At 59.5% G+C, this 19,756-nt stretch carries 25 protein-coding genes; 14 read left to right on the forward strand and 11 right to left on the reverse strand.

Going from position 1 to position 19,756, the window contains the following annotated elements; genetic code table 11:
* Nucleotides 1–12 precede the first annotated feature (12 nt).
* A complete protein-coding gene (gene tldD, locus B0D71_RS07055) occupies nucleotides 13–1,455 on the forward strand; it encodes a metalloprotease TldD (RefSeq protein ID WP_103394152.1) in 1,443 nt (480 codons plus the stop codon).
* A 48-nt stretch (nucleotides 1,456–1,503) separates the two neighbouring features.
* Here tldD and yjgA read toward each other — a convergent pair whose 3' ends face one another.
* A complete protein-coding gene (gene yjgA / locus B0D71_RS07060; protein ID WP_008046139.1) occupies nucleotides 1,504–2,028 on the reverse strand; it encodes a ribosome biogenesis factor YjgA in 525 nt (174 codons plus the stop codon).
* 108 nt (nucleotides 2,029–2,136) lie between these two features.
* Here yjgA and pmbA point away from each other — a divergent pair, with 108 nt between their 5' ends.
* The 6 genes from pmbA (at nucleotide 2,137) to B0D71_RS07090 (ending at nucleotide 7,447) form a co-directional block, all read left to right on the forward strand.
* Nucleotides 2,137–3,483, forward strand: coding sequence for a metalloprotease PmbA (gene pmbA / locus B0D71_RS07065; RefSeq protein ID WP_103394153.1), 1,347 nt, complete (start codon nucleotides 2,137–2,139; stop codon nucleotides 3,481–3,483).
* Between the two features lie 204 nt (nucleotides 3,484–3,687).
* The gene (locus tag B0D71_RS07070) at nucleotides 3,688–4,095 is read left to right on the forward strand and encodes a FagA protein (RefSeq protein WP_103394154.1); all 408 of its coding nucleotides are present in this window, start codon (nucleotides 3,688–3,690) and stop codon (nucleotides 4,093–4,095) included.
* Nucleotides 4,076–5,452, forward strand: coding sequence for a class II fumarate hydratase (locus B0D71_RS07075; RefSeq protein WP_103394155.1), 1,377 nt, complete (start codon nucleotides 4,076–4,078; stop codon nucleotides 5,450–5,452). Before B0D71_RS07070 ends, B0D71_RS07075 begins: the two co-directional genes overlap by 20 nt.
* Nucleotides 5,453–5,479: 27 nt before the next feature.
* The gene (locus B0D71_RS07080; protein WP_103394156.1) at nucleotides 5,480–5,908 is read left to right on the forward strand and encodes a hypothetical protein; all 429 of its coding nucleotides are present in this window, start codon (nucleotides 5,480–5,482) and stop codon (nucleotides 5,906–5,908) included.
* Between the two features lie 2 nt (nucleotides 5,909–5,910).
* Nucleotides 5,911–6,522, forward strand: a complete 612-nt coding sequence (locus B0D71_RS07085; RefSeq protein ID WP_103394157.1) for a superoxide dismutase — start codon at nucleotides 5,911–5,913, stop codon at nucleotides 6,520–6,522.
* A 31-nt stretch (nucleotides 6,523–6,553) separates the two neighbouring features.
* Complete coding sequence (locus tag B0D71_RS07090) at nucleotides 6,554–7,447, forward strand: ZIP family metal transporter (protein ID WP_103394158.1); 894 nt, start codon at nucleotides 6,554–6,556, stop codon at nucleotides 7,445–7,447.
* Nucleotides 7,448–7,618: 171 nt separating this feature from the next.
* Here the strand turns inward: B0D71_RS07090 and B0D71_RS07095 are convergent, their stop codons facing one another.
* The 10 genes from B0D71_RS07095 to B0D71_RS07140 form a co-directional block, all read right to left on the reverse strand.
* The gene (locus B0D71_RS07095; protein WP_007970256.1) at nucleotides 7,619–7,891 is read right to left on the reverse strand and encodes an HPr family phosphocarrier protein; all 273 of its coding nucleotides are present in this window, start codon (nucleotides 7,889–7,891) and stop codon (nucleotides 7,619–7,621) included.
* A gap of 15 nt (nucleotides 7,892–7,906) precedes the next feature.
* Nucleotides 7,907–8,764, reverse strand: coding sequence for an RNase adapter RapZ (gene rapZ / locus B0D71_RS07100; RefSeq protein WP_103394159.1), 858 nt, complete (start codon nucleotides 8,762–8,764; stop codon nucleotides 7,907–7,909).
* Nucleotides 8,765–8,766: 2 nt separating this feature from the next.
* The gene (ptsN, locus tag B0D71_RS07105) at nucleotides 8,767–9,231 is read right to left on the reverse strand and encodes a PTS IIA-like nitrogen regulatory protein PtsN (RefSeq protein WP_103394160.1); all 465 of its coding nucleotides are present in this window, start codon (nucleotides 9,229–9,231) and stop codon (nucleotides 8,767–8,769) included.
* Between the two features lie 12 nt (nucleotides 9,232–9,243).
* Nucleotides 9,244–9,552, reverse strand: a complete 309-nt coding sequence (gene hpf, locus B0D71_RS07110; RefSeq protein WP_007941242.1) for a ribosome hibernation-promoting factor, HPF/YfiA family — start codon at nucleotides 9,550–9,552, stop codon at nucleotides 9,244–9,246.
* A 74-nt stretch (nucleotides 9,553–9,626) separates the two neighbouring features.
* Nucleotides 9,627–11,120, reverse strand: a complete 1,494-nt coding sequence (locus B0D71_RS07115; protein WP_103394161.1) for an RNA polymerase factor sigma-54 — start codon at nucleotides 11,118–11,120, stop codon at nucleotides 9,627–9,629.
* A 245-nt stretch (nucleotides 11,121–11,365) separates the two neighbouring features.
* Nucleotides 11,366–12,091, reverse strand: coding sequence for an LPS export ABC transporter ATP-binding protein (gene lptB / locus B0D71_RS07120; RefSeq protein ID WP_103394162.1), 726 nt, complete (start codon nucleotides 12,089–12,091; stop codon nucleotides 11,366–11,368).
* Entirely contained in the window at nucleotides 12,091–12,639 is a 549-nt protein-coding gene (gene lptA, locus B0D71_RS07125) for a lipopolysaccharide transport periplasmic protein LptA (RefSeq protein WP_103394163.1), read from the reverse strand. The genes lptB and lptA overlap by 1 nt, the downstream gene beginning before the upstream one ends.
* On the reverse strand, nucleotides 12,626–13,198 hold the full coding sequence (lptC, locus tag B0D71_RS07130; protein WP_103394164.1) for an LPS export ABC transporter periplasmic protein LptC: 573 nt from the start codon (nucleotides 13,196–13,198) through the stop codon (nucleotides 12,626–12,628). Before lptC ends, lptA begins: the two co-directional genes overlap by 14 nt.
* Nucleotides 13,199–13,205: 7 nt before the next feature.
* Complete coding sequence (locus tag B0D71_RS07135; protein ID WP_008018712.1) at nucleotides 13,206–13,730, reverse strand: KdsC family phosphatase; 525 nt, start codon at nucleotides 13,728–13,730, stop codon at nucleotides 13,206–13,208.
* Nucleotides 13,730–14,704, reverse strand: coding sequence for a KpsF/GutQ family sugar-phosphate isomerase (locus tag B0D71_RS07140; protein WP_103394165.1), 975 nt, complete (start codon nucleotides 14,702–14,704; stop codon nucleotides 13,730–13,732). The genes B0D71_RS07135 and B0D71_RS07140 overlap by 1 nt, the downstream gene beginning before the upstream one ends.
* A 276-nt stretch (nucleotides 14,705–14,980) precedes the next feature.
* Here B0D71_RS07140 and B0D71_RS07145 point away from each other — a divergent pair, with 276 nt between their 5' ends.
* From B0D71_RS07145 to murA, 7 genes are all read left to right on the forward strand, one after another.
* The gene (locus B0D71_RS07145) at nucleotides 14,981–15,790 is read left to right on the forward strand and encodes an ATP-binding cassette domain-containing protein (RefSeq protein ID WP_103394166.1); all 810 of its coding nucleotides are present in this window, start codon (nucleotides 14,981–14,983) and stop codon (nucleotides 15,788–15,790) included.
* The gene (mlaE, locus tag B0D71_RS07150; protein WP_103394167.1) at nucleotides 15,790–16,587 is read left to right on the forward strand and encodes a lipid asymmetry maintenance ABC transporter permease subunit MlaE; all 798 of its coding nucleotides are present in this window, start codon (nucleotides 15,790–15,792) and stop codon (nucleotides 16,585–16,587) included. The genes B0D71_RS07145 and mlaE overlap by 1 nt, the downstream gene beginning before the upstream one ends.
* Complete coding sequence (gene mlaD / locus B0D71_RS07155) at nucleotides 16,587–17,054, forward strand: outer membrane lipid asymmetry maintenance protein MlaD (RefSeq protein WP_103394168.1); 468 nt, start codon at nucleotides 16,587–16,589, stop codon at nucleotides 17,052–17,054. Before mlaE ends, mlaD begins: the two co-directional genes overlap by 1 nt.
* Nucleotides 17,055–17,065: 11 nt before the next feature.
* A complete protein-coding gene (locus B0D71_RS07160; RefSeq protein WP_103394169.1) occupies nucleotides 17,066–17,719 on the forward strand; it encodes an MlaC/ttg2D family ABC transporter substrate-binding protein in 654 nt (217 codons plus the stop codon).
* Nucleotides 17,716–18,021: an STAS domain-containing protein gene (locus B0D71_RS07165; protein WP_007970274.1), complete on the forward strand. Its 306-nt coding sequence runs from the start codon at nucleotides 17,716–17,718 to the stop codon at nucleotides 18,019–18,021. The genes B0D71_RS07160 and B0D71_RS07165 overlap by 4 nt, the downstream gene beginning before the upstream one ends.
* A 114-nt stretch (nucleotides 18,022–18,135) precedes the next feature.
* Nucleotides 18,136–18,387 carry a BolA family protein gene (locus tag B0D71_RS07170; protein ID WP_019691904.1) on the forward strand — a complete coding sequence of 84 codons (252 nt, stop codon included), beginning with the start codon at nucleotides 18,136–18,138 and terminating at the stop codon, nucleotides 18,385–18,387.
* A gap of 22 nt (nucleotides 18,388–18,409) precedes the next feature.
* A complete protein-coding gene (gene murA, locus B0D71_RS07175) occupies nucleotides 18,410–19,675 on the forward strand; it encodes a UDP-N-acetylglucosamine 1-carboxyvinyltransferase (protein WP_103394170.1) in 1,266 nt (421 codons plus the stop codon).
* Nucleotides 19,676–19,756: the final 81 nt, after the last annotated feature.

The following is a 19,756-nucleotide window of genomic DNA, read 5'->3' on the forward strand; positions in this document are numbered from 1 at the left end:
GGCGTAAAGCATATGAGCGAGTTGTTGTCCTCAGTCAGTGAACACCTGCTGGCGCCCGGTGGCGTCACGATCGAGAGCCTGCAAGGCGTGCTCGGCGATCTGGCCGGGCCGGGCATCGATGCGGCCGACCTGTATTTCCAGGGGCAGATCTCCGAGTCCTGGGCGCTGGAAGACGGCATCGTCAAGGAAGGCAGCTTCAACCTTGACCAAGGTGTGGGCGTGCGCGCGCAATCAGGCGAAAAAACCGGTTTTGCCTACAGCAATGCCATCACCCTTGAAGCCTTGGGCGCGGCGGCGCGTGCCGCCCGTTCGATTTCCCGGGCCGGGCAACACGGCACCGTGCAGGCGTTCACCAGCCAGGATGTTGCGCAGTTGTATGCACCGGACAATCCGCTGGAAGTGCTGACCCGTGCCGAGAAAGTCGATTTGCTCAAGCGAGTCGACGCCGCGACCCGCGCCCTCGACCCACGCATCCAGCAAGTCACCGTGAGCATGGCCGGTGTCTGGGAGCGGATTCTGGTGGCTTCCACCGACGGCGGTCTGGCGGCGGATGTGCGGCCGCTGGTGCGGTTCAACGTCAGCGTGATCGTCGAGCAGAACGGTCGCCGCGAACGCGGCGGTCATGGTGGTGGCGGGCGGACCGATTACCGTTATTTCCTCGGCGAAGACCGCGCAATGGGCTATGCCCGTGAAGCGTTGCGTCAGGCGCTGGTCAACCTCGAAGCCATTCCGGCACCGGCCGGTACTTTGCCGGTGGTACTCGGTTCCGGTTGGTCGGGGGTGCTGCTGCACGAAGCCGTCGGTCATGGTCTGGAGGGCGACTTCAACCGCAAGGGCAGTTCGGCCTACAGCGGTCGCATGGGCGAGAGGGTTGCGTCGAAGTTGTGCACCATTGTCGATGACGGCACCCTGGCCGGTCGTCGCGGCTCATTGAGCGTCGATGACGAAGGCACGCCGACCGAGTGCACCACGCTGATCGAAAACGGCGTGCTCAAGGGCTACATGCAGGACAAGCTCAACGCCCGCCTGATGGGCGTGGCGCGCACTGGTAACGGTCGTCGCGAATCCTACGCGCACCTGCCGATGCCGCGCATGACCAACACCTACATGCTCGCCGGCGAAAGCGATCCGGCGGAAATCATCGCCTCGGTAAAACGCGGCATCTACTGCGCCAACCTGGGTGGCGGTCAGGTGGACATCACCAGTGGCAAGTTCGTGTTCTCCACCAGCGAGGCCTACCTGATCGAGGACGGCAAGATCACTGCGCCGGTCAAAGGTGCAACGCTGATCGGCAATGGGCCGGAAGCCATGAGCAAAGTGTCGATGGTCGGTAACGACCTGTCGCTGGACAGTGGCGTGGGCACATGTGGCAAGGATGGGCAGTCGGTGCCGGTGGGTGTCGGCCAGCCAACGCTGAAGATTGATGCGATCACCGTGGGTGGCACGGGTTCGTAAGAAGTGAGGCTGCGGGTGAGCTGCGAGGCAGCTCACCCGATTCGAGAATTAACGCAGACCGCGTTGAGTCTCGTCCAGCTCACGGATGTACTTGAAGATTTTACGGCTGGAAGCAGGAGGCTTGTTTTGCGCAAGCTCATGCTGGGCCTGACGGATCAGGGAACGCAATTGCTGGCGGTCCGCGTCCGGGTAGTCGACGACGAACTTTTCCAGAACGGCATCGTCGCCGGCGATCAGACGATCGCGCCAGCGCTCCAGGTTATGGAAGCGTTCGTTGTATTGACGGGTGGAGGCATCGAGTTGATCGAGCAGAACCAGAATGGCGGCAGTGTCCTGATCGCGCATCAGTTTGCCGATGAACTGAAGGTGCCGTTTACGCGCGATGTTCGCGGTGTGCTTGGGCGCATCGGCCAGAGCCCGACGCATTCCGTCGGTCAAGGGCAGTTTTGCCAGCAAGTCAGGCTTGAGTGTTGTAAGGCGCTCGCCCAGGTCAACCAGAGCATGCAGCTCGCGTTTGACCTGGGATTTGCTTTTTTCTCCCGTATCGAGGGAGTCGTCGTAAGAATCAACCATGGTGGCAGTCCGCTAAGAAACGCCGCCATGATAACCAGTCGGGGGCCGCTTGTCCGGCCCGGTCGCTCGATGACCGTCACCGAAAGCAGAATTTGAGTGGAGAACAGCATGAGTGCAGTTGAAAGCGTCGGCCCACAAGCGTTGCCGGCACTGCAGGAACAAGTCGAGCAGATCATCGCTGAAGCCAGTCGCCAAGGGGCCAGTGCCTGTGAAGTGGCGGTGTCACTGGAGCAGGGCTTGTCGACTTCGGTGCGCCAGCGTGAAGTCGAAACTGTTGAATTCAACCGCGATCAGGGTTTTGGCATCACCTTGTACGTCGGCCAGCGCAAAGGCTCGGCCAGCACCTCGGCCAGTGGTCCGGAGGCGATTCGCGAAACGGTTGCCGCTGCACTGGCCATCGCCAAGCACACTTCGGAAGACGAAGCCTCGGGCCTGGCGGATGCCGCGCTGATGGCCAGGGACCTACAGGAGTTCGATCTTTTCCACGAATGGGACATCACCCCGGAACAGGCCATCGAAAAAGCCTTGATCTGTGAAGCGGCGGCCTTCGATGCTGACGCTCGGATCAAAAACGCCGACGGCACGACCCTCAGCACTCACCAAGGCTGCCGTGTTTATGGCAATAGCCACGGGTTTATCGGTGGTTACGCATCGACCCGGCACAGCTTGAGCTGCGTGATGATCGCCGAAGCGGACGGCCAGATGCAGCGTGATTACTGGTACGACGTGAATCGGCAGGGCAATCTGCTGGCCGATCCGGTCAGCATCGGCCAGCGTGCCGCGCAACGGGCGGCGAGCCGTCTGGGCGCGCGTCCGGTACCGACCTGCGAGGTGCCGGTATTGTTTTCCGCAGAGTTGGCGGGTGGCCTGTTCGGCAGTTTCCTGTCGGCGATTTCCGGTGGCAGCCTGTATCGCAAGTCTTCGTTCCTTGAGGGTACTCTCGGTCAGAAGCTGTTTCCGGAGTGGCTGACCATCGACGAGCGTCCGCATCTGATGCGAGCCATGGGCAGCGCAGCGTTCGATGGTGATGGTTTGGCAACTTATGCCAAACCGTTCGTCGAAAAAGGCGAACTGGTCTCGTACATCCTTGGCACTTACTCCGGCCGCAAGCTCGGCATGCCGAGCACCGCCAACGCCGGCGGCGTGCACAACCTGTTCGTCACCCATGGCGATGAGGATCAGGCGGCCTTGCTGCGGCGCATGGGACGCGGGCTGTTGGTCACCGAGTTGATGGGGCAGGGACTGAACATGGTCACCGGCGATTACTCCCGAGGCGCGGCGGGTTACTGGGTCGAGAACGGCGAAATCCAGTTCGCGGTGCAGGAAGTGACTATCGCCGGCAACATGCGCGACATGTTCAAGCAGATCGTTGCCGTGGGTAACGATCTGGAGTTGCGCAGCAACATTCGCACCGGTTCGGTGCTGATCGAACGGATGACGGTGGCGGGCAGCTAAGCCTCGGCCGCTTCACCAAAAGGCGCGCCACCCATTGGGTGACGCGCCTTTTTTATTGGGTCTACACGATCCCTGTAGGAGCCCGGCTCGCCGGCGATGGCGATTCCAAAGCCGCCATCGCCGGCAAGCCGGGCTCCTACATAGCTTGTTTTGTTTCTCATTATCATTTAATAATAAATCTCATTACCGAATGAGCCCCGGATCATGAGTTCTGCCTTGCACGAGCATCCTTACCTCGAAAGCTGGCGCTGGATGAGTCGCCAGATCCGTTGCGCGATGAATCCCGACGAGCCTCGCCTGATCGACCACTACCTGGCCGAAGGCCGGTATTTGGCAGCTTGCACGGCAACCTCTCCCTGGACCGTCGCCGAAACATCCTTCCGTCTACTGCTCGATACCGCCGCCGATGTCGCGCTGCCGTGGCACTGGCGCACCCACTGCCTCGACCAGGCGTGGCGCCCACTGCGCGAACTCGAACGCCTCTCGTTGTGCAAATGCCGCCTTAGGCGCTGGCAGAGTTACACCTGGCAGCTCGCGACCTGCGAGTTGCAGCCCTCGATTCCATTAATTGAACTGGTGCAAGGATTTACAGATGACCAAGACACGTATTGAGCGCGACAGCATGGGCGAGCTTCAGGTCCCGGAAGAAGCCCTCTACGGCGCACAGACGCAACGTGCGGTGGATAACTTCCCGATCAGCGGCAAACCGATGCCGGTTCAGTTCATTCGCGCGTTGATCCTCGCCAAGGCGGCAGCGGCACGCGCCAACGTCGAGCTCAAGCAGATCAGCGAAGCCCAGGGCAAAGCCATCGTCGACGCGGCCCAGGGCCTGCTGGAAGGCGATTTCATGCAGCATTTCCCGGTGGATGTCTTCCAGACCGGTTCCGGCACCAGCTCCAACATGAACGCCAACGAAGTGATCGCCACGCTGGCCAGTCGCTTGCTCGGCGAGGTGGTGAACCCCAACGATCACGTCAACTGCGGGCAGAGCAGCAACGACATCATCCCGACCACCATCCACGTCAGTGCGGCGCTGGCGTTGCATGAGCAATTGCTGCCGGCGCTGGCGCATCTGGTGCAGGTCATCGAGCGCAAGGCCGAACAGGTTCATCACCACGTCAAGACCGGGCGCACTCACCTGATGGACGCCATGCCGGTGCGCATGAGCCAGGTGCTCAATGGTTGGGCGCAGCAGCTCAAGGCCAACATCGGCCATCTGCAGGACTTGCAGCCAAGCCTGCAATCCCTGGCCCAGGGTGGCACGGCGGTGGGCACGGGTGTCAACGCCCACCCCGAGTTCGCGGCGCGTTTCAGCCAGCAGCTAAGCAAATTGACCCAGGTTGAGTTCCAGCCGGGCAAGGACCTGTTCGCGCTGATCGGTTCCCAGGACACCGCTGTCGCGGTTTCCGGGCAACTGAAAGCCACCGCCGTATCGCTGATGAAAATTGCCAACGACCTGCGCTGGATGAACTCCGGCCCGTTGGCCGGCCTTGGCGAAATCGAACTGGAAGCCCTGCAACCGGGCTCCTCGATCATGCCGGGTAAGGTTAACCCGGTCATTCCCGAGGCGACCGCGATGGTCGCGGCTCAGGTCATTGGCAACGATAGCGTGATCACCATCGCCGGTCAGTCGGGCAACTTTGAGCTGAACGTGATGCTGCCGATCATCGCCCAGAACCTGCTGAGCAGTATCGAGTTGCTGGCCAACTCCAGCCGCCTGCTGGGGGACAAGGCCATTGCCAGCTTCAAGGTCAACGAAAGCCGGATCAAGGAAGCGTTGTCACGCAACCCGATTCTGGTTACCGCGCTCAACCCGATCATCGGTTACCAGAAGGCTGCCGAGATTGCCAAGAAGGCTTATCAACAAGGCCGACCGGTGATTGACGTCGCGCTGGAGCACACCGATCTTTCGCGCGGCCAGCTGGAAGAATTGCTCAACCCGGAAAAACTCACCGCGGGCGGCGTGTAAGCCCCGCTACCGCTTTGGAGGCGCACCATGGAGCACTGGAAACGCACGATCGAAAGAGCCAATCGCTTTTTCATGCTGGGTGAACTGGTTGATGCCCGCGAGGCGTACCTGCAGGCATTGGCCCTGGCCCAGGTGCTGTACGAGCGCTGGGTGGATGCCGACGAAGCGGTGGCGGCCTGCGTGATTTCCCATCACAACCTGGCGGACCTGCACTTGCGTTTGAACCAGCCGGAGGAGAGCGCCGAATACCTGTGCGCTGTCCATCAACGGCTGTTGCAGACCATGCAGGACCCACGACTGCCACGGGCCTTGCGTGAAGCCGCGTTGCGCCAGAGCAGCAAGACTTACGTCGAGTTGCTGAATTTCATCAGTGAACACGGCGAATATCCGCGTACCCATCGACTGCTGCACATCGATGTCGCTTCGCCTGCGCCTCATCATCATGGAGTCCATTGAACATGGCTTTTACCTTGCCTGCCTTGCCGTACGCCTACGACGCCCTGGAGCCGCACATCGATGCGCAGACCATGGAGATCCACTACACCAAGCATCACCAGACCTACATCAACAACCTCAACGCGGCCGTCGAGGGCACCGAGTATGCCGAGTGGCCGGTGGAGAAGCTGGTTTCCGTCGTTCAGCAACTGCCGGAAAAGCTGCGCGCGGCGGTGATCAACCAAGGGGGCGGCCACGCCAACCATTCATTGTTCTGGGAAGTCATGGCGCCCGGTGGCGGTGGCAATCCCGAAGGGGGGCTGGCCAAGGCTATCGATGAACAATTGGGTGGTCTCGACAGCTTCAAGGAGACGTTCACCAAGGCCGCACTGACCCGCTTCGGCAGTGGCTGGGCCTGGCTGAGCGTGACCCCGCAAAAGACCCTGGTGGTGGAAAGCAGCGGTAACCAGGACAGCCCGTTAATGAACGGCAATACACCGATTCTGGGTCTCGACGTCTGGGAGCACGCCTATTACCTGCGCTATCAGAACCGTCGTCCGGAATACATCAGCGCGTTCTACAACGTGATCAATTGGCCGGAAGTCGCTGCGCGCTATCAGGCCGCGCTGGTTTAAGTCCCCGATAAAAACAATCCAAGGCTTGGCTATGGGCACTGAAACACTGGCGATCGGAAGTGGGCGGATGTTTCGTTACGCGTTTGGATCGCTGTTATTACTGGCGGGAATGAGCCTATTGGTTGCCCATGGGCTGGCATGGCTCGACCTTGAGCCGAAGTTACTGCGTGCATTGCAGGGCGGTGCGCTCTGCGCTCTGGGTACCGCGCTGGGAGCGGTGCCGGTGTTGGTGATTCGGCGGATGCCGCAGATGCTCAGCGACACTTTGCTTGGCTTTGGCGCCGGCGTCATGCTCGCAGCAACGGCATTTTCGTTGATCGTTCCAGGCATCTCTGCCGCCGAAGGGCTTGGCTTGTCACCCTGGGCATCCAGTGGGCTGATCAGCTTCGGCATTATGCTCGGCGCGTTCGGGTTGTTCCTTGTGGATCGGAAGGTCTCTGGTGCCAGCCCGGAAATGTTGGTTGGCACCCTGGAGCGACCGGTCATTCCTCCGCGCATCTGGTTGTTTGTGTTTGCGATCATTGCCCACAACATTCCCGAAGGTATGGCGGTCGGTGTTTCCGCCGGTGGCGGCATGCCTGATGCCGACAGCCTGGCGATGGGCATTGCCTTGCAGGATGTGCCGGAAGGACTGGTGATCGCGTTGGTGCTGGCCGGGGCAGGGATGTCCCGGGGCAAGGCGTTCCTGATCGGTGCCGCATCAGGGGTGGTCGAACCGGTGTTCGCGCTGTTGTGCGCCTGGCTGGTGAGTCTGGCTGAGCTGCTGCTGCCTTTGGGCCTGGCGCTGGCGGCGGGGGCGATGTTGCTGGTGGTAACCCACGAAGTCATACCGGAGTCGCGCCGCAATGGTCACGACAAACTTGCCAGCCTTGGGCTGCTGATGGGGTTTTGTTTGATGATGGTGATGGATACGGCGCTGGCTTGATTTGTGGCGAGGGGGCTTGTCGGAACGCCGCATCGCCCCGTTCGGCTGCGCAGCAGTGGTAAAAATCAGCAAGCGCGGTGTATCTGGTGCATTGCGATGACAGGGTATGGGGCCGCTTCGCGACCCAACGGGGGCAAGCCCCCTCGCCACAAAAGCGCCCCCGTCGGAGTGTTACTCGCCTTCGTCAAAGAAGTTGTTGATCAACGCCACCAGCGCATCCAGCGCTTCCTGTTCCTGCTCGCCTTCTGTACTCAAGTGGATCGTGGTGCCTTTGCCGGCGGCCAGCATCATCATCGCCATGATGCTTTTGCCATCGACCATTGATTCCGGCGTGCGACCGGCGCGGATCTGGCACGGGAACTGACCTGCCACCCCAACGAATTTTGCAGAAGCGCGGGCATGCAGGCCCAGCTTGTTGATGATTTCGATTTCCAGAGCAGGCATCGCGGTGTGAATCCTTTAGCTGAGGTCGCGGTGGCGAACCTGGACGTTCTTCAGTGATTTTTGCAGCACCTGCCCCAGACGCTCGGTCAGATAGACGGAGCGGTGATGTCCGCCAGTGCATCCAATGGCAATGGTGACGTATGCGCGGTTGCTGGCGGCAAAACGAGGCAGCCACTTTAGCAGGTATGTGGAAATGTCCTGGAACATCTCTTCGACATCCGGCTGTGCCGCCAGATATTCGGCAACCGGTTGGTCGAGCCCGGACTGCTCGCGCAATTCCGGTTTCCAGTAAGGGTTGGGCAGGCAACGCACATCGAACACCAGGTCGGCGTCCACCGGCATGCCGCGCTTGAATCCGAAGGACTCCACCAGGAATGCAGTGCCGGGTTCCGGCTGATTCAACAGGCGCAGCTTGATGGCGTCGCGCAGTTGGTACAGGTTCAGGCTGGTGGTGTTGATCTTGAGATCGGCGAGGTCGGCAATCGGCCCGAGCAGGACGCTCTCGACGCTGATGGCTTCGGCCAGCGAACGGTTGGCGTTGCTCAGGGGGTGCCGTCGGCGGGTTTCCGAGAAGCGCTTGAGCAGGGTTTCTTCGTCGGCATCCAAGTACAGGACATCGCACTGGATGTGGCGGCTGCGGACTTCCTCGAGCAGGTCGGGGAATCTTGACAGGTGACTGGGCAGGTTGCGGGCGTCAATGGAAACGGCGACCAGCGGCTGCATTAGTTCGGTATGAATCAACGCTCGTTCGGCCAGTTCCGGGAGCAGACCGGCAGGCAGGTTGTCGATGCAGTAGTAGCCGTTGTCCTCAAGAACATTGAGGGCGGTACTTTTACCTGAGCCGGAACGGCCACTGACGATGATCAAGCGCATGATTACTGACCGTTTTGCTCGTCCAGGACAACCTGATACAGGGCTTCATTACTTGCAGCACTACGCAGTTTTTCGCGAACTTCCTTGCGGTCGAGCATGCTGGCGATCTGTCGCAGCAGCTCAAGGTGCGCATCGGTGGCGGCTTCCGGGACCAGCAGTACGAACAGCAGGTCAACCGGTGCGCCGTCGATGGCGTCGAAATCGATAGGGGCGTCCAGGTGCATCAATGCACTGATGGGCGCAACACAGCCCTTGAGGCGGCAATGTGGAATAGCGATGCCGTTGCCAAAACCGGTGGAGCCGAGTTTTTCACGAGCAATCAGCGCCTCGAAGACATCTTGCATCTCCAGAGCCGGCACTTCGCGGGCGATCAGGTTGGCAATTTGTTCGAGGGCTTTCTTTTTACTGCCACCCGGCACGTTCACCAGGGAACGGCCGGGGGTCAGGATACTTTCAAGTCGGATCATGGGTTGGGAGTGTTAACGACCGGTTGCGCCCTGGAGGAGGCTCTGGGTCTTTTCCTTATGCTTTTTGAGTTGTTTATCCAGCTTGTCGGTGAGTGCGTCGATCGCGGCGTACATATCAGTATGTTCCGCGTTAGCGACCACTTCATTCCCGGGAATATGCAGCGTGGCTTCGATTTTCTGCTTCAGCTTTTCGACGGTCATCGTGACCTGTACGTTGGTGATCTTGTCGAAATGTCGCTCCAATCGTTCGAGTTTTTCGCCGATGTAGGTGCGAAGAGGTTCGGTCACTTCCAGTTGGTGTCCACTGATGTTGACTTGCATACAGCTTCTCCTTCGTTGCCAGTGCTTAAAGCGGTAGATCAAATGATCTACCACTGGAACGCTGTGGCGTGGCCCTACATCAACCGCTTACGTTCGCTCGAAGGCGCGATCCCCAGAGATTCGCGGTACTTGGCGACGGTGCGGCGAGCCACCTGAATGCCTTGTGCCTCCAGTAAACCAGCGATCTTGCTGTCACTCAACGGCTTTTTCTGATTTTCCGCGGCAACCAGTTTTTTGATGATCGCGCGGATCGCCGTGGACGAGCATTCGCCGCCTTCGGAGGTGCTTACGTGACTGGAGAAAAAGTATTTCAGTTCATAAATACCCCGGGGGGTGTGCATGAACTTCTGGGTGGTTACCCGTGAAATCGTCGACTCATGCATGCCGACCGCTTCGGCGATGTCATGCAGGACCAGCGGCTTCATGGCTTCGTCGCCATATTCGAGGAACCCGCGCTGATGCTCTACGATCTGGGTGGCAACCTTCATCAGGGTTTCGTTGCGGCTTTGCAGGCTCTTGATGAACCAGCGGGCCTCTTGCAACTGATTACGCATGAAGGTGTTGTCGGCGCTGGTATCGGCACGGCGCACGAATCCGGCGTACTGGGCGTTGACCCGCAGCCGTGGCACCGACTCCTGATTCAGCTCAACCAGCCAGCGCTCGTTGTCCTTGCGCACGATAACGTCAGGAACGACGTACTCGGCTTCGGTGGACTCGATCTGCGAGCCCGGGCGCGGGTTGAGGCTCTGGACCAGCTCTATGACCTGACGCAGCTCATCTTCCTTGAGCTTCATGCGGCGCATCAACTGGCTGTAGTCGCGGCTGCCAAGCAGGTCGATGTAATCGGTGACCAGGCGCTTGGCCTCGGCCAACCAGGGGGTCTTGGCGGGCAACTGGCGCAGTTGCAGCAGCAGGCATTCGCCCAGGTTGCGGGCGCCTATGCCGGCGGGCTCGAATTGCTGGATGCGGTGCAGGACGGCTTCGATCTCGTCCAGTTCGATGTCCAGTTCCGGGTCGAAGGCTTCGAGGATTTCCTCGAGGGTTTCGTCCAGATAGCCCTGATTGTTGATGCAGTCGATCAGGGTCACAGCGATCAGGCGATCGGTGTCGGACATCGGCGCCAGGTTCAGTTGCCACAGCAAGTGGCTTTGCAGGCTTTCACCGGCCGAGGTCCGGGTGGTGAAGTCCCACTCGTCATCGTCATTGCTGGGCAGGCTGCTGGCGCTGGTCTGGTAAACGTCTTCCCACGCGGTGTCGACGGGGAGTTCGTTGGGGATGCGCTCGTTCCAGTCACCCTCATCGAGGTTGTCGACCGTCGGGGCGCTTTCCTGGTAGGAGGGTTCCTGGATGTCGGTGTTGGACTTTTGTTCGACGTTGTCGGCCATGGGGTCGGAATTGTCGAAGTCGTCGCCTTCTTCCTGGCGTTCGAGCATCGGATTGGACTCCAGGGCCTCCTGGATTTCCTGTTGCAGGTCCAGGGTCGACAATTGGAGCAGGCGGATGGCCTGTTGCAGCTGCGGTGTCATCGTCAGCTGCTGGCCCATTCTCAAGACTAGCGATGGTTTCATGGCAGGGGCTTAACACCTTATTCGCCGGCGCACATGCGCCATCCACTACAGGGCGCCGGGGCGCCAAACTTAAGCAAATTATATGCCTGAAACTGAAGGATTTGCCTAGACCGCTGTAACAATAAAAAACTATTAAATTGTGTTGCTGTATTGCCCTTGTCGAGGGTTGAACCCGCTTGTTCACAAGAAACGCTGGTGTATCGCGGTTCAAGTGCCCAGGCAGCTGCCTGGGCACGACTCAGCGCTTACAGGCGGAACTCATGGCCCAGATACACTTCCTTGACCAGTTGGTTGGCCAGGATGGTCTCGGCATCACCTTCGGCAATCAGTTGACCGTCATTGACGATATAGGCGGTTTCACAGATATCCAGGGTTTCACGAACGTTGTGGTCCGTGATCAGCACGCCAATGCCTTTGGCCTTGAGGTGGTGAATGATCTGCTTGATGTCCCCGACCGAAATCGGGTCCACGCCGGCGAAGGGTTCGTCGAGGAGAATGAATTTCGGGTTGGTGGCCAGGGCGCGGGCGATTTCCACGCGACGGCGCTCACCGCCGGACAGGCTCATGCCGAGGTTGTCGCGGATGTGGCTGATGTGGAACTCCTGCAGCAGGCTTTCCAGTTCCTTGCGCCGACCGGCCTTGTCGAGTTCCTTGCGGGTCTCGAGGATGGCCATGATGTTGTCGGCCACCGACAGTTTGCGGAAGATCGATGCTTCTTGCGGCAGGTAGCCGATGCCAGCCTTTGCGCGGCCGTGCATTGGTTGGTGGCTGACGTCCAGGTCATCGATCAGGACTCGGCCCTGGTCGGCCTGCACCAGACCGACGATCATGTAGAAACAGGTTGTCTTGCCTGCGCCGTTCGGGCCAAGCAGGCCGACGATCTGGCCGCTGTCGATGGACAGGCTGACATCACGCACGACCTGGCGGCTCTTGTAGCTCTTGGCCAGATGCTGAGCTTTCAGAGTTGCCATTACTGGGCCTTTTTCTCGTCGGTTTTCTTCTTGGGCTGGATCACCATGTCGATACGCGGACGCGACTCGGTCACCTTGCTGCCTGTGGCGCGCCCGGCGCTGGCCAGCTTCTTGACTGTGTCGTAGACAATTTTCTCGCCTTGGGTGACGTTGTTGTCCTTGTCGACAACTTTTGCCTTGTCAATCAGCACGACCCGGTTTTGTGTAGCGTGATACTGGATTGTCACGCCCCAGCCCTGAACGGGTTTGGAATCGCCAGCGGTTTGCAGTTGCTCGAAGTACGCCAGATTGCCCACCGAGGTCACTACGTCGATGTCGCCGGTCGGAGTGCGGGTGATGGTGACGGTGTTGCCGGTCACCTTCATCGAACCTTGGGTGATGATCACGTCACCCTTGTAGGTGGCAATACCTTGCTTGTCGTCCAGTTGGGCATCGTCGGCCTGAATGCGGATAGGCTGCTGTTGATCTTCCGGCAGAGCCCAGGCGCTCACGCTTCCCAGTGCTGCGCCCAGACTGAGCAAAATCGGGAGGGTTTTAACGAGCCTCATACTGTCCTCTTACGTTCGATAGCAGGTGTATCCTGCTTTCTTTCAAATACGCTTTCATTCCCTTGCCAGTCGATACACCGCCAGCGCCGTCGATTCTAACGTCTTGCTCGGTCTGCGCATATTGCTGCTGCGGAAACACGGTCATGCGGGTGCTGGTGATCAGGGTCTTGCGGTTTTTCTCGTCGAAGCGCGTGATGCGCACGTCATCGATCAGCTCGACCTGCGTGCCGTCAGGGTTGACCTCGCCACGCAAGCTCTGGACGTGCCACGGGTATTCAGTGCCGCGGAACACGTTCAGGTCGGGGTTGGTCAGCAATGTCACTTCGGTCGCTTTCAGATGCTCGACCTTGTCGGACACCAGATCATATTGCAGCTTGCCGTCCGGCAGGTACTGCACGCTGTGGGCGTTGATGGCGTAATAGTCGATCATATTTTCATCGACCGGCGTTACCGGCTTGTCGAGAAAGCGTTCCGGGCTGATGTTCCAGTAGCCAACCGCAGCGAATATAGCTGCGATGCAACTGAACATCAGGGTGTTGCGAAACTTTTTGCTCAGCATAGTGGGCTCACAGGTACGCCGCATTGGCCGCATCGAGGCGGTCCTGGGCACGCAGGATCAATTCGCAGAATTCGCGAGCGGCGCCTTCGCCGCCGCGGGCGAGGGTGATGCCGTGGGCGTGTTCGCGTACAAAACTGGCGGCATTGGCCACCGCCATGCCCAGACCGACGCGACGAATCACCGGCAGGTCCGGCAGGTCGTCACCGAGGTAGGCCACCTGTTCATAGCTTAGGTTGAGTTGGGCCAACAGTTCGTCCAGCACCACCAGTTTGTCTTCACGCCCCTGATACAGATGAGGGATACCGAGGTTTTTTGCCCGCCGCTCGACCACCGGGGTCTTGCGGCCACTGATGATGGCTGTCTGCACGCCGGCGGCCATCAGCATCTTGATGCCCTGGCCGTCGAGGGTGTTGAACGTCTTGAATTCGCTGCCGTCTTCGAGGAAGTACAGGCGGCCATCGGTCAGCACGCCATCGACATCGAACACCGCCAGCTTGATCTGTTTGCCGCGTTGCAGCAGGTCCGCACTCATTACATTACTCCTGCACGCAGCAAGTCGTGCATGTTCAGGGCGCCGACCGGGCGGTCTTCGCTGTCGACCACGACCAATGCGTTGATTTTATGGTCTTCCATGATTTTCAGCGCTTCGGCGGCGAGCATTTCGGCGCGAGCGGTCTTGCCATGGGCTGTCATGACCTGGTCGATGACTGCGCTGTGGATATCGATGCTACGGTCCAGCGTGCGACGCAAATCACCGTCGGTGAAGATTCCGGCCAGTTTGCCGTCGGCTTCCAGAACAACGGTCATGCCCAGGCCCTTGCGGGTCATTTCCATCAGGGCGTCCTTGAGCAGGGTGCCGCGCTGGACCTGCGGCAGTTCCTGGCCTGCGTGCATGACATTTTCCACTTTCAGCAGCAGGCGTCGGCCCAGGGCGCCGCCCGGATGGGAAAAGGCGAAATCTTCGGCGGTAAAACCACGTGCTTCCAGCAGCGCGACTGCCAGGGCGTCACCCATGACCAGCGCGGCGGTGGTCGACGAGGTGGGGGCCAGGTTCAGCGGACAGGCTTCGTGTTCGACGTGAACATTCAGGTTGACCTCGGCGGCCTTGGACAGCGGCGAGTCAGGGTTGCCGGTCATGCTGATCAACTGAATGCCCAGGCGCTTGATCAGCGGCAGCAGGGTCACGATTTCATTGGTGGAGCCGGAATTTGAAAGCGCCAGAATGATGTCGTCGCGGGTAATCATGCCCATGTCACCGTGGCTGGCTTCAGCCGGGTGCACAAAAAAGGCCGTGGTGCCGGTGCTGGCCAGGGTCGCGGCGATCTTGTTGCCGATGTGCCCCGATTTGCCCATGCCGACCACGACCACGCGGCCTTTGCTGGCCAGAATCATCTCGCAAGCGCGTACGAAATCTGCGTCGATATGGGGTAGCAGGCCTTGCACGGCTTCTACTTCGAGGCGGATGGTACGTTGTGCTGATTGAATCAGGTCGCTGGATTGGCTCATGTCAGAAATCGTATAGCCTGATGAAAAGGCGGCGATTATAGCGGTTATGATCGAATCCCTCACGCAAGTTCGTCGCGCGTTGTCATTCCCTGTTACCGGAAACCTTCTAAATCGGGCTTTTAACCTGTCATGCAGTTAAACATGACCCGGCTTTGGCCTTGGGCGCGCAGCCTTTGCAGTGATATAGTTCGCCGCCAGTTCGGCCTGCCCGGGAGGTATGTGCTTTCGTCAGAAAGCCAGGCGTCCGAGTGAGAGGCTGCATCGCAAGGAGTTTAGATGAGTGCCGATAACGCCTACGCGGTCGAGCTGAAGGGACTGTCCTTCAAGCGCGGTGCGCGCAGCATTTTCAATAATGTCGATATCCGTATCCCGCGCGGCAAGGTCACCGGCATCATGGGGCCTTCCGGGTGTGGCAAGACCACGCTTTTGCGTCTGATGGGCGCCCAGTTGCGGCCCACGGGGGGCGAAGTCTGGGTCAATGGCCAGAACCTGCCAAAGCTGTCGCGCAGTGACCTGTTCGATGCGCGTAAGCATATGGGCGTGCTGTTTCAGAGTGGCGCACTGTTTACCGACCTCGATGTCTTCGAAAACGTCGCTTTTCCGCTGCGGGTCCACACGCAACTGCCGGAAGAAATGATCCGCGACATTGTCCTGCTCAAACTGCAGGCTGTGGGCTTGCGTGGCGCCATCGAACTGATGCCTGACGAGCTTTCCGGCGGCATGAAGCGTCGTGTTGCGCTGGCCCGGGCGATTGCGCTCGATCCACAGATCCTCATGTACGACGAGCCCTTTGTCGGCCAGGATCCCATCGCAATGGGCGTTCTGGTGCGCCTGATCCGTTTGCTCAACGATGCGCTGGGCATTACCAGCATCGTGGTATCCCATGACCTGGCCGAGACCGCGAGCATTGCCGATTACATTTATGTAGTAGGCGATGGTCAGGTGCTGGGGCAGGGCACGCCGGACGAGCTGATGAATTCGGATGAACCACGCATTCGTCAGTTCATGACTGGCGAGCCCGACGGCCCGGTCCCGTACCACTTTCCAGCGACGGATTACCGCGCAGATCTTCTGGGGAAGCGCTGATGCGCAGAATTTCATTGATAGAACGCGTGCGCCGCTTCGGTCAGGCCGGCATCGATGTGCTGGCGGTGTTCGGGCGTTCGAGCCTGTTCCTGTTCCATGCCTTGCTCGGCCGGGGCGGTATCGGTGGCGGCTTCGGGCTGCTGGTCAAGCAACTGCATTCGGTGGGCGTGATGTCCCTGGTGATCATCGTGGTCTCCGGGGTGTTCATCGGCATGGTGCTGGCGCTGCAGGGCTTCAATATTCTTTCCAGCTATGGTTCGGAGCAGGCTGTCGGGCAGATGGTTGCACTGACGCTGCTGCGTGAACTGGGGCCGGTAGTGACCGCGTTGCTGTTTGCCGGGCGCGCCGGTTCGGCGTTGACCGCCGAAATCGGCAACATGAAGTCCACCGAGCAGCTGTCCAGCCTGGAAATGATCGGGGTCGACCCGCTCAAGTACATCATCGCGCCGCGCTTGTGGGCCGGTTTCATTTCCCTGCCGGTGCTGGCGATGATTTTCAGCGTGGTGGGCATCTGGGGCGGCTCGTGGGTAGCTGTCGACTGGCTGGGGGTCTATGAAGGTTCCTACTGGTCGAATATGCAGAACAGCGTGACGTTCTCCGAGGATGTGCTCAACGGCATCATCAAAAGTATCGTCTTTGCCTTTGTCGTGACCTGGATCGCCGTATTCCAAGGCTATGACTGTGAACCCACTTCCGAGGGGATCAGTCGTGCCACTACCAAGACCGTTGTATATGCCTCGTTGGCAGTGCTCGGCCTGGACTTTATTCTGACCGCCTTGATGTTTGGAGATTTCTGATGCAAAACCGCACCCTGGAAATCGGTGTCGGCCTTTTCTTGCTGGCTGGCATCCTGGCTTTGCTCTTGTTGGCGTTGCGGGTCAGTGGCCTGTCCCCGAGCCCGAGCACCGACACCTATAAACTTTACGCCTACTTCGACAATATCGCCGGTTTGACGGTCAGAGCAAAGGTGACCATGGCCGGTGTGACCATCGGCAAGGTCACGGCCATCGATCTGGATCGCGACAGTTTCACCGGTCGGGTGACCATGCAGCTGGAAAAACGCATCGATAATCTGCCGGCGGACTCTACTGCATCTATCCTGACCGCTGGCCTGTTGGGCGAGAAGTACATCGGTATCAGCGTGGGCGGGGAAGATGCCCTGCTCAAGGATGGTGGAACCATCCATGACACGCAGTCATCTCTGGTGCTCGAAGACCTGATCGGTAAATTCCTGCTCAATACCGTTAGCAAAGAAGCTAAATGAGGAACTGTTAAATGATCTCTACCTTGCGACGTGGCCTTTTGGTACTGCTCGCGGCGTTGCCGCTGGTAGCCAACGCCGTGGCGGCGCCTTCGGCGCACGATCTGGTACAGGACACCACTAATCGGATGTTGGCCGACCTGGCGGCCAATAAAGAAAAGTACAAGCAGGATCCGCAAGACTTTTATGCGGCGCTGAACACCATCGTCGGGCCGGTTGTGGATGCCGAGGGTATTTCCAAGAGCATCATGACGGTCAAATACTCGAAGAAAGCAACCCCGGCACAGATGAAGACCTTCGAAGAAAATTTCAAGAAGGGTCTGTTCCAGTTCTATGGCAATGCCTTGCTGGAGTACAACAACCAGGGCATCACCGTTGATCCGGCCAAAGACGAGTCGGGCGACCGTACCAGCGTTGGCATGACCGTCAAGGGCCGCAGCGGCTCGATCTATCCGGTGTCCTACACACTGGAAAAGATCAACGGCGAGTGGAAACTGCGTAACGTCATCATCAACGGCATCAACATCGGCAAGCTGTTCCGCGATCAGTTCGCCGATGCGATGCAGCGCAATGGCAACGACCTGGACAAGACCATCAATGGTTGGGCCGGGGAAGTCGCCAAGGCCAAGGAAGCCACCGACAAGAAACCAGGGCAGTCAGCCCAATGAGTGAGTCGGCAGTCCAGATGGACGAAGCAGGCGAGTTGCGACTCAGCGGCGTGCTGGATTACCGCACCGGTCCTGGCCTGCGTGAGCAGGGCAAAGCGCTGATCAAGGCCAGCAAGGCCGCGGCGCTGGTGGTCGATTGCTCGGCGGTGACCAAGTCCAGCAGTGTCGGTTTGTCGTTGCTGCTGTGTTTCATCCGCGATGCGCAGGCGGCCGGCAAGGCGCTGAGCATCCGTGGGATGCCGGAAGACATGCGTGAAATTGCTCAGGTCAGCGAGCTGACCGAGCTATTGGCGCATCCCTGACACGCATCAATAAAGAGGCCCCCCGTCCGAGTCCTGCTTGGCGGGGTTCGCAGGCGCGGGGCTTTTTTGTATGATGTCCGACCCGCGCGCACTGGGCGCCGATTGAGGTTGAGCATGCAGGCCAACGAAGTTAAGAGCTTTCTTGAAGGAAAGCTGTCCGAGACGCTTTTATCAGTGCAGGTAGAAGTCGAGGGCGAAGGCTGCAATTTCCAGCTGAACGTGATTAGCGATGAACTGGCGGCGTTGAGCCCGGTGAAGCGTCAGCAGCAGATCTATGCCCATTTGAACCCATGGATCACCGATGGCAGCATCCATGCGGTTACTATGAAATTTTTCAGCAGCGCGGCCTGGGCCGAGCGCACCTGAGCCCAAGGGCGTCGAGATTCTTATGGATAAATTGATTATTACTGGCGGTGCTCGTCTTGACGGCGAGATCCGCATCTCCGGGGCAAAGAACTCTGCCCTGCCGATCCTGGCGGCCACGCTGCTGTGCGACGGTCCGGTAACCGTTGCCAACCTGCCGCACCTGCACGACATCACCACCATGATCGAACTGTTCGGTCGTATGGGGATCGAGCCGGTGATCGACGAGAAACTGGCCGTCGAAATCGATCCGCGCACCATCAAGACCCTGATCGCTCCGTACGAACTGGTTAAAACCATGCGTGCATCGATCCTGGTACTGGGCCCGATGGTTGCCCGTTTCGGCGAAGCCGAAGTCGCACTGCCTGGCGGTTGCGCCATCGGCTCGCGTCCGGTTGACCTGCACATCCGCGGCCTGGAAGCCATGGGCGCGATCATCGACGTCGAAGGCGGCTACATCAAGGCCAAGGCCCCTGAAGGCGGCCTGCGCGGTGCGCACTTCTTCTTCGATACCGTCAGCGTGACCGGTACCGAAAACATCATGATGGCCGCAGCATTGGCCAAGGGCCGCAGTGTCCTGGCTAACGCCGCTCGCGAACCTGAAGTGGTCGACCTGGCGAACTTCCTGAACGCCATGGGCGCCAAGGTTTCTGGCGCCGGTACCGATACCATCACCATCGATGGCGTCGAGCGTCTGCACACCACCACTTATAAAGTGATGCCCGACCGTATCGAAACCGGCACCTACCTGGTGGCGGCGGCGGTGACTGGTGGTCGTGTGAAGGTCAAGGATACCGATCCGACCATCCTCGAAGCCGTTCTGGAAAAGCTCCGGGAGTCCGGTGCCGAAATCACCACCGGCGAAGACTGGATCGAGCTCAACATGCATGGCAAGCGGCCGAAAGCCGTTAACGTGCGGACCGCTCCATACCCGGCGTTCCCGACCGACATGCAGGCGCAGTTCATCTCCCTCAACGCCATTGCCGAAGGCACTGGCGCAGTGATCGAGACCATCTTCGAAAACCGCTTCATGCACGTCTACGAGCTGCACCGCATGGGCGCCAAGATCCAGGTCGAAGGCAACACCGCGATCGTCACCGGTACCGAAAAACTCAAGGGCGCGCCAGTGATGGCAACCGACTTGCGCGCTTCGGCCAGCCTGGTGATCTCGGCCCTGATCGCCGATGGCGACACGCTGATCGACCGCATCTACCACATAGATCGTGGCTACGAGTGCATTGAAGAAAAACTGCAGATGCTGGGCGCCAAGATCCGTCGCGTTCCGGGTTAGTAGTTGCAGAGGGGGCGCAAGGATGTGCCCCGCTGGTTTTGTTTTAAGTCGAGCCGGTTTCCGGCTCGATGCGTGTCCGGC

This window comes from Pseudomonas laurylsulfativorans (assembly GCF_002906155.1).
GTDB classification, from domain to species: Bacteria; Pseudomonadota; Gammaproteobacteria; order Pseudomonadales; family Pseudomonadaceae; genus Aquipseudomonas; species Aquipseudomonas laurylsulfativorans.